This is a genomic window from Streptomyces sp. DH41 (assembly GCF_029813785.1).
In the GTDB taxonomy this organism is placed as follows: Bacteria; Actinomycetota; Actinomycetes; order Streptomycetales; family Streptomycetaceae; genus Streptomyces.
In genome coordinates this window covers 1-7,827 of the sequence record NZ_JARVKY010000055.1, presented here as the reverse complement: position 1 = coordinate 7,827, position 7,827 = coordinate 1, and the positions used below count along the sequence as shown (strand labels likewise).

Genomic DNA, 7,827 nt, shown 5'->3' with positions numbered 1-7,827 from the left:
TGTAGGATCTCGCGGCTCCTGTCATGCGGCGACGCTGTGACCAGGGCACTGTCGCGCTGTCTCACGCCGGGGCATCCGCTCGTTGTCTCAGCTCCGTGTCATTTCCTCTGCCTGCGGCCAGCGCGGCGGGTCAGCCGGCCCGGCCGACGAGTACGGAGACGTCGACCTGTTCGGGGAAGGCATTGTCGTGCGGCAGTGCCTTCCGGATGTTGTCCTCGAATGCTGGCCGTTGATCGGCTGCTGGTAGTTGCTCTGCGGGGATAGCGGAGTAGAGACCACCGATGACCTGGTCAAAGGTCAGCTCGTCGGTGTAGGAGACCGTAGTGCTTCGCACGTCTGAAAAGCCGGCGCCTTGGAGCGCCTGTGCATACCGGAGCCGATCCCCGTCAGCGGTTCCGCAGGAAGCGGTCAGTTCGGTGTCGTAGTGATGTTCAAGGCAGGTGCGGAGAGCTCGTGACCAGGCCGTGTCCTGTAGCCATAGCGGTGTCCCATTCGCGATCACGGCGATGCCTCCGCCTGCGCGGAACAGCGGAAGCAGGTCCCGGAACAGTTCGCCGTGCCGCATCCAGTGCAGGGCCTGCCCAACGACGGTCATCGCAAGGGATGACTTGGGGCCCAGTAGGGTGCCGAGGGCGGGGACATCGGTGTCCGCACCGAGCACCCAGGTGGCGTTGCGGACTCCGCACTCACCGGCCGCCTCACGAGCGAAGCGAAGCATGTCAGGTTCGGGATCCATGCCGATCACCGCTTTCACTCGGGAAGCAAGCGGGAGGGCGAGCTGTCCGGTGCCGCATCCGAGGTCAAGGACGCTGTCCTCCGGGGACAGCGCAAAGTACTCCTGCAGGAAGTCGAGGACTGGCTCGGGGTAGCCCCGCCTGAATTTTGCGTAGAACTCGGCCACTTCGCCACTGAAGCCCACAGTCATGAGGGCACTATGCCGAGCGATCACCCGACTGAACAGCCTCACGAACAGCCGATCGCTGTGGGCAGAAGAGTTCTCCGAGAAAGCCGTAGTGGAGCGTGGATCATCGCTTCGTCGCCTCACGCTCTCGCTGAGGCGGCCGATTGGGCTGCGTCGACCACCCGCCTGCCGAAGGGTGTCAACTTCATGCCCCGGCCGCGTTCGGCGCGTTCCAGCAGGGGTCTTCCGAGGTCCCGCTCAAGGCGGATGATCTGGGTCGTCAAGGTGGGCTGTGTAGTGCCGAGGGCCCGGGCCGCTTCGCCGATGGTGGGATAAGACACGGCGGCAACGAAGCGTTCGAGTCGCTGGTGGCCGTAGGAGCTGCTGAGGGCGCCCCGCAGGATGTCGGGGGTGCGGGTGGCTTGCTCGCGTGCACGGAGGGCGGCGTCGTGGCTGGCTCCGCCGCGGGCTCGGAGAGGGATGTTGTGGGCGTGGGCCCATCTCGCCATGTTCGCGGTACTCATGCCCTTCTCCCGAGCGAGGTCGGGCAGGGTCCGGCGGCGGTGGACGTATTGCTCGATGAGCCAGTCCCGTTCGATGGCTCCGCGGCGCTTGTAGTCCTGTGGGCCCTCGCGGAGCGGGATGCCGTACTCCTTGGCGAGGTCGGTCAGCACCCTGCGGGAGAAGCCAGTGAGGGTGGCGATCTGCTGAAGGGACCGGTGTTCGTCGAGGTAGAGCTGTGTGAAGTGCTCTTCTGGGATGGCTTGCCGGGCTTGCTGCCGGACGCGGCCGGTGGCTCTGGCGGCGTTCTTCGTTAGAGGGGGTGCGGGGGCTGGGTGTTCGTCGAGGACATGTCGGATGGCCTCGACGGTCGTGCCCAGAACCTGGGCGGCGTGCTGAACGGGGTGCTGGCGTTCTCGGACGAGCTGGTGCAGGCGGGGTAGGTCGACAAGTGTCGGGTCGGGTCCGGGAAGGGTGAGTCCGGCCAGCAGGACGGTGGGAGGCTGCCAGGTCACGGGCTCGTCGTGAATGTGGTGTGAGGCCAGGAAGTTGAGGGCTTCCTGCTGGAGGGCGTGTGCGAGTTCAGGAGTCTGAAGCGCGGTGAACCGCAAGGATGTCGCCCGGAACTCTGCGCTGTCGAGCCCACCCAGGTCGTCGGGGACGAACTCGGCAGGCAGACCGCTGAGACGTCGGAAGAGCTGGCTGCGAGCGATACGTTCGCGCCGTCCGGTCCCCGGCGGTGTTCCGGTGCGACGGCAGATCTCCAGCCAGCGGTCATAGGGAAGCAAGCCGATGTAGTCCAGGAGTCGGCGTCGGCCGTAGTCAATGGGGGTGCCGTTGGCATCGAGGTGGTCGACGAGCCGGTCCAGGGCGGTGACGATGTCCGGCCATTGCGGAAGGTCGTCGAGTTCCTGGAGGAGGCGTGAGATCTCGATGCCGTTGGTGACGTCGCCGACCAGCCCGGCTGCCTCGTCCAAGGAGGTGCGGCTGTCGGGGATCAGCAGCAAGGCGGCGAGGACGGGAGCCAGGGCTCGCGCATGGATTCCTGCAGGTGGCGTGAGCCGGACCATCCAGGACGGCCAGAACATCGTGGGGATCTTTTTGGCTCTCTGCTCGCTGTCCCGAGTAGTCCTTGTCGGCCTGCGGGGAGCCTCGGTCGTGGTGCGGTAGCGGATGTGCTCGCTGGGGCGGAGGGAAGGGGCGAGGGCGGCCAGGTGCACGGACTGCAGCACCGGGCTGATGCCCTGGCCCCAGTCGTCGATGCTGGTCACCGAGATCTGCGTGAGTTCCTCGCGTACTGCTACCAGCAGGCCCCGCATGGCCTCGCCGGCCGGATGGATTCCTGGCTGTTCCAGGATGCCCAGGGCCATGGTGACCGCGACGGCAGCATCCGCAGCTCGCGGCGGGGCCATGAACCCCGGGCGGTCCGACGCCTGTTCTGTATGCGAGGTAACCGGATCGGTGGCGAGGTGCGCTTCTGCGATGTCGGCCGGTATCTGTCCGCGCAGGACAGCAGCGGGCAGGTCGCTCAGGACGCGGATGCCCAGGGCCCGGATGTCGGCCAGCACTGCCGGTGCCGACTGGGGAACAGCCCGGTAAGGCCCGAAGGCCGCCGTCGGCCCGTCGATGATCTCCATCACCCGGTCCTGCGCCATGAGAACCGGATGGCCAGAAGGGAGGAGAAGCGTCGAAGCACGGGTCAGATCGGTGCCGCAGCCAGCCGTTATCGGACCGCCGGGGCGGATCGGCGGATTGCCGCAGAGTTCCGGTTGGGGGACAGACCGGCCTGAACGGGGCCGCTGCCGCGGAACCTGCCCGCAGTGCGGACAGCGGTCCGCCAGCAGGCGACGGTGCTGGGTGCAGGCGAAGGAGAAACCGAGCCTCCAGGACAACTGCCAGCGCCCACCACTGGAGTGGAGGCAGTCCGGGCAGAACCGGGATCCCCGTCCGCGTCCCCATAGGACATGCCGTGTCACAGCCCGGCCTTCGGGACTCATCTGCAGGGCCCGTCCGTCATAGTGCGCCAGGGTCATGGCAGTGACCGCCTCCGGGACCGTGCCGGTGGCGTGCGCGACGGCTGCGGTCAACGGCTCGTCGAGGAAGATCGTCCAGTCCGCTGGGATGCCCCGGAACTGGTTTCCGGCCCGCTGTCGGACCGGGAACCCGAAGTGCAGCAGGACATCACCGAGTGTGGTGTCCAGCCTCCTAGCCGTCGCCTCCAGCCAGGAGTCCAAGGCCTCACCGGGCAGGGGCGGCAGCCGGATCGGCAGGGTGCGGGCCGGCGGTCTCATGCGGCTCGTCGGCCCCGGGACCGCGGACGGCTGGTCAGCCGCTTCTTCTCCAGCGCGGCCTGAAGTTCGAGGCGGGCGGCCTCGGATGCCTCGTCGTTCTTCACCCGGTCCATCAGCTCCTGATCGAGACGTTCGGCGCCGGTGCGGACCGCCCGCTGGCAGCCGCGGTTGATCAGCGTCATCAGCGAACCGATGTGTCCGGTGCTGCGGGCGAAGAGGTAGTCCGACATGTCGTCCGCGAGCATGCCGGGGTGCTTGTCGGTGAGCACGACGCGCTGTTCGAGGGCCAGCAGCATCTGCCTCCATTCCCGGCGCCCTGCCTCCGCGTCGATGGTGAACGGACGCAGTCCCAGGCGGGTGGTGCGACGACCCGTCTGGGCCAGAGCGGTGTCCCGCCCGTTCGTTCCCTCGCCGAACAAGCCCTTCTCCGCGAGTTCGACCCCCACCATCAGCAACGTCACCGGGAACTCGTTGGCGATCCACTTCAGGTGGTTGCTCACCTCGATGCCGCTCTTCTGTCCCCATTTCAAAAAGTGCAGATCGTCCAGAACCACCAGACGGACATCGCAGGACAACACGCAGTCCAGCACCCGCCGTCCGAACTGGGCGGTGGTGCCCCGCCCCTGTCCGGGGTGGCCGAAGAACTCCAGCATGGCCCGGTTGAGATCCTTCATCCCGGTGTTCCCGGTCAGCCCGACCCGGCAGACCGGGATCCGTTCGTGCCCCTGGCTCGTGAACGGGCCCGACTCCTCGATCTCTCGCTGGTGGAAGTCGCGGGCGAAGGCAAGCACTGAGGTCGTCTTGCCCAGCCCCGGGAACGCGTCGACGGCCACCGCCCCTTTGGCCTTGTCGCCGTCCTGCTCGTTGCTGTCGACGATGTCCCACAAGTCCTCGTGGAGCTCAGCCAGTTGTGGTGTCTTGACCGGTCCGACGTTCGCGTGCCACTTCCGGCGCTGCCGGTCGTAGTCCACCCGCGCCTGCGTGGCCAGGGACTTCAGCTGCTTGCGGGTCAGCAGATCGGGCCGGCTGCGGCGAGGGCCCTCGGCGAACGCCTTGAAGTCCTCCTTCCGCGACAGGGCGAGATTGTCCGGCTCCGGAACGTTGTTGTCGTTCACACGTCCTCCAGAGCATCGGCGTAGAAGTCGTTCTCCTCGGCGAGGTCATCCAGGTCGGCCTCGTCGTCGTCCCCCGCCTCCGTAACCGCCTCGGGCTCCTGCGGTTCCGCAATCTCCTCGTCCTGGCCGAGGGCCTTGCGTACGGACGGAAGCGAGACGACCGTCTCCGTCTCACTCTCCGGAAGTTCGATGGCGGCCTGCTCGCGCGAGAGCCGCAGGGCCATGCGCCGCTCGGCAATCGTGGTGCCCAGCCCGAGGTTCCACCGCTGAAGCAAGTCGGCGACGGCAAGCCGGTCGTCGGGAAAGCGATACTTCGAGGCCGCCAGCTGCCGGGCGAATGTCAACGCGTCCTCACTCAACGGCATCTCGGCCGACGGTGCGTGCTCCCAGGTCAGGGTGTGCCATTCGCGGATTGTGGGGTTGCGGAAGTAGATCTTGGTGATGTCGTCGGGGTCCACTTGGAACGGCCAGCCGTTCTTGACCGGACTGTCGTAGGGGCTGCGGATGCCCGGCTCGGGCAGGCCGGGGCCGCTGTAGCGGCGGCGGCCGATCTCGACCCCGTAGTGCTGGACCGTGCGCCACTTCGTCTGCAGGAACTCAAAGGCCAGGTCCCGGTCGCGGGGTGCTTCGATATAGCCCGCCCGCGCCATGCCGTGCTCGAACATCTTCGCCGGAGACATCCGCAGTCCCGGCAGGCCCGGATCGACCAGACTGGAGTGCGGCCTGCAGTGATAGACCGCCGCGGTCCACTCCCGGATGATCGCCTCAAGCTCGTCGAGGAAGAAGAACGCCTCGTCCTCCGGGCTCTCGCCCCGCGAGTGGATGTCGGGCCCCTTGTAGCCGGGCAGCACCTGCAGCAGCCCCTCCCGCAGAGTCCGGAAATAGCGCTCCACCGGCCCCTTGTCCCGGCCCGTCCGCAGCCGGGCCGGCTGTATGGAGATGCCCATCCGGCGGCAGACGCTGGTCAGATGCTCCGAGACGTAGACCTTGCCGTGGTCGACGACCAGCGTCTCGGGGACCAGAGGAGGCGAGGCCAGGCCCGGCCCGGTGGCACCCTCGATGTCGACCAGGACGGTGCGGGGGATGCCGTGCTCGGGCCAGACCGCGTGTCGCGACCAGTTCCGCCCTGCCGGCCTCGGCCGAAACGACTGGAAGAGCACCGCACTGACATCCACTGCCTTTGTCGAGACCGGCGTGAGCCGGATCCCCGTGATGCAGCGGGTGTACCAGTCCATCCCGACACTCAATTCGGCCTGCACCCACTTGAGCGTCAGCGGGTCGAACGCGAAGACGTCCAGGCGGGTGGAGTCCATCAGCAGGTACTCGCCTGGCCGTGTCGGCCGCAGCTTGCCGTACTGACCCTCCGGCCGACCGGCGATATCCCGGTTGCGCTTCGTACTCAGCCGGAACAGCGGATGTCGTCGCTCCAGCTCCTCCAGCAGCCGAAACGCCGTCGCCCGACTCGGCTGCGGCACCACTCCCTCACCGAACCGCGCAATCACCCGAGCCCGGGTCCGCTCGATCACCATCGTCCGCGACGGCCGCGACTGGTCGGTGTGCTCGACCATCACCTCTACCGCGGTCTCCACCCATCGGTCATCGACCGAGGTCTGTGACCGCGCCGACTGCGTCTTCCTCGGAGCAAGCCCGGCCTCGCCATGCTGGAGAAATCCAGCGACCCAGCGCTCAATGGTGCGGGTCGTCACGCCAAGTTCCGCCGCCTTGGCTGCCTTCCTCGCCTCCATCGGCACTGCCGTGTCGTAGGCGGCCTTCGGCTCGTCGTCAGCCGCCAACTCCCTGCTACCGGTGCGATATCCCGTCAGCACCTCGCGGACATGCCCAGCTCGCTCCAGGACCTTCTGCTTCTCCTCCGTATCGAGCTGTCCGAGGACCACGGAGGCGATCTCGCCTTCGTCATCCGCGGACGGTCCCGGGCCATCAGGACTGACCGCAGCGCGGTCAGAGAACAGCAGTTCCTTGAGCGACAGCCGCAGAAGCCGCCCATGACCATCCTGCAAGACCACTTCGTTGCCCGCTGTGGTCGCAGCCATCTGCACTACTTCGACGGATTCCCCGTTGTAGCGGAAGCGCGTACCAACTCCGACGCGAGCGGCCGCCCTACTCACGCTGCCCTCCTCAGGACGTGCGAAGGGCCGAGCGGCCGGTCGAGATCGGTTAAGAAGACCTGCGCCCAGAGCAAATGGTGGATCGCAGCACGGACTTGAGGTTCTGGATGATCCGGCAGATACCCCACGGCCTGCCCCAGAAGAGCACCGTTGAGATCCGCATCCTGAAGCTCTTCCAGAACCTCGGGGGTGAACAGCCAATCCCTGCGGTAGCCCGCCAGGAACCGGATGTTCTGCAGCTCTGCGGCCGGAGGCTCACTCCAGACCTCGTACTTCCAGCCCCGCGATTCCACCACCCGCCGGGTCCAGCCGAAGGTGAACGCCACCTCCGGCTTTGACAATCGGTGCAGAGGCTTGACGTCGACAACCACCGGCACCTGCCCGGTGAGCAGGAGATAGTCCGGGATGTGCCGACGCACCTTCCCCTCCAGCACCGTCTGCAGCAGAAAGGGCTGGGCCACGATGGTGCGTACGGACGGATCAAAATCGGCGAAGAGAAGGCGCGACAACTCAAGTCGTGACTCGTAGATCACGTGGTCGCGCATTGTCGCCGACCAGTAGGTACCCGAGTAGTGCTTCTGGTCCCTGTACCAGCGGAACGTCCGCCACGGATGAGCCGTCTGCAGCGACGCCGTCGCCACAGACGCCCAGGAACACTCTTCAACCCCGCCACCGTGCCCACGAAAGCTGACCGTCGCTTCCATCCCCACTCCCGAGTTGGAGTTGCCCTCGGCAGCACGATGCTCCCGTCCAACACGCTGACGGGAGCACACCAGCAATGCTTTCACTCGAACGAGGTACGGCAGCGACCTGTGAATCTCAGCTCAGTGTCGGATCCGACTTCAATCCGACATCGACCGTGAGATTCCGACACGAAATTTGAGACCCTACAC

General features: G+C 66.7%; 5 protein-coding genes and 1 pseudogene. All 6 read right to left on the bottom strand.

From position 1 onward, the window contains the following. Nucleotides 1-130: 130 nt before the first annotated feature. The 6 genes and pseudogenes from QC283_RS39295 to QC283_RS39270 all read right to left on the bottom strand — a co-directional run bounded on the left by QC283_RS39295 (nt 131) and on the right by QC283_RS39270 (nt 7,638). Entirely contained in the window at nt 131-925 is a 795-nt protein-coding gene (locus QC283_RS39295) for a class I SAM-dependent methyltransferase (RefSeq protein WP_279566589.1), read from the bottom strand. A 116-nt stretch (nt 926-1,041) separates the two neighbouring features. Further along, complete coding sequence (locus QC283_RS39290; protein WP_279566590.1) at nt 1,042-3,057, bottom strand: helix-turn-helix domain-containing protein; 2,016 nt, start codon at nt 3,055-3,057, stop codon at nt 1,042-1,044. A gap of 195 nt (nt 3,058-3,252) precedes the next feature. Beyond that, nucleotides 3,253-3,693: pseudogene (locus QC283_RS39285) on the bottom strand (TniQ family protein); the annotation flags it as partial. Continuing rightward, a complete protein-coding gene (locus QC283_RS39280) occupies nt 3,690-4,808 on the bottom strand; it encodes an ATP-binding protein (RefSeq protein ID WP_279566588.1) in 1,119 nt (372 codons plus the stop codon). The pseudogene QC283_RS39285 and the gene QC283_RS39280, both read right to left, overlap by 4 nt. Then, nucleotides 4,805-6,934 carry a helix-turn-helix domain-containing protein gene (locus QC283_RS39275; RefSeq protein ID WP_279566587.1) on the bottom strand — a complete coding sequence of 710 codons (2,130 nt, stop codon included), beginning with the start codon at nt 6,932-6,934 and terminating at the stop codon, nt 4,805-4,807. The genes QC283_RS39280 and QC283_RS39275 overlap by 4 nt, the downstream gene beginning before the upstream one ends. Next, nucleotides 6,931-7,638 (bottom strand): TnsA-like heteromeric transposase endonuclease subunit, encoded by a 708-nt coding sequence (locus tag QC283_RS39270; RefSeq protein ID WP_279566586.1) that lies wholly within the window; start codon nt 7,636-7,638, stop codon nt 6,931-6,933. The genes QC283_RS39275 and QC283_RS39270 overlap by 4 nt, the downstream gene beginning before the upstream one ends. Nucleotides 7,639-7,827 lie beyond the last annotated feature (189 nt).

What these genes read in the sequence shown, in the direction of transcription:
- QC283_RS39270 (WP_279566586.1), bottom strand. Translation starts at nt 7,638, where the DNA reads ATGGAAGCGACGGTCAGCTTTCGTGGGCACGGTGGCGGGGTTGAAGAG.
- QC283_RS39290 (WP_279566590.1), bottom strand. Translation starts at nt 3,057, where the DNA reads ATGGCGCAGGACCGGGTGATGGAGATCATCGACGGGCCGACGGCGGCC.
- QC283_RS39295 (WP_279566589.1), bottom strand. Translation starts at nt 925, where the DNA reads ATGACTGTGGGCTTCAGTGGCGAAGTGGCCGAGTTCTACGCAAAATTC.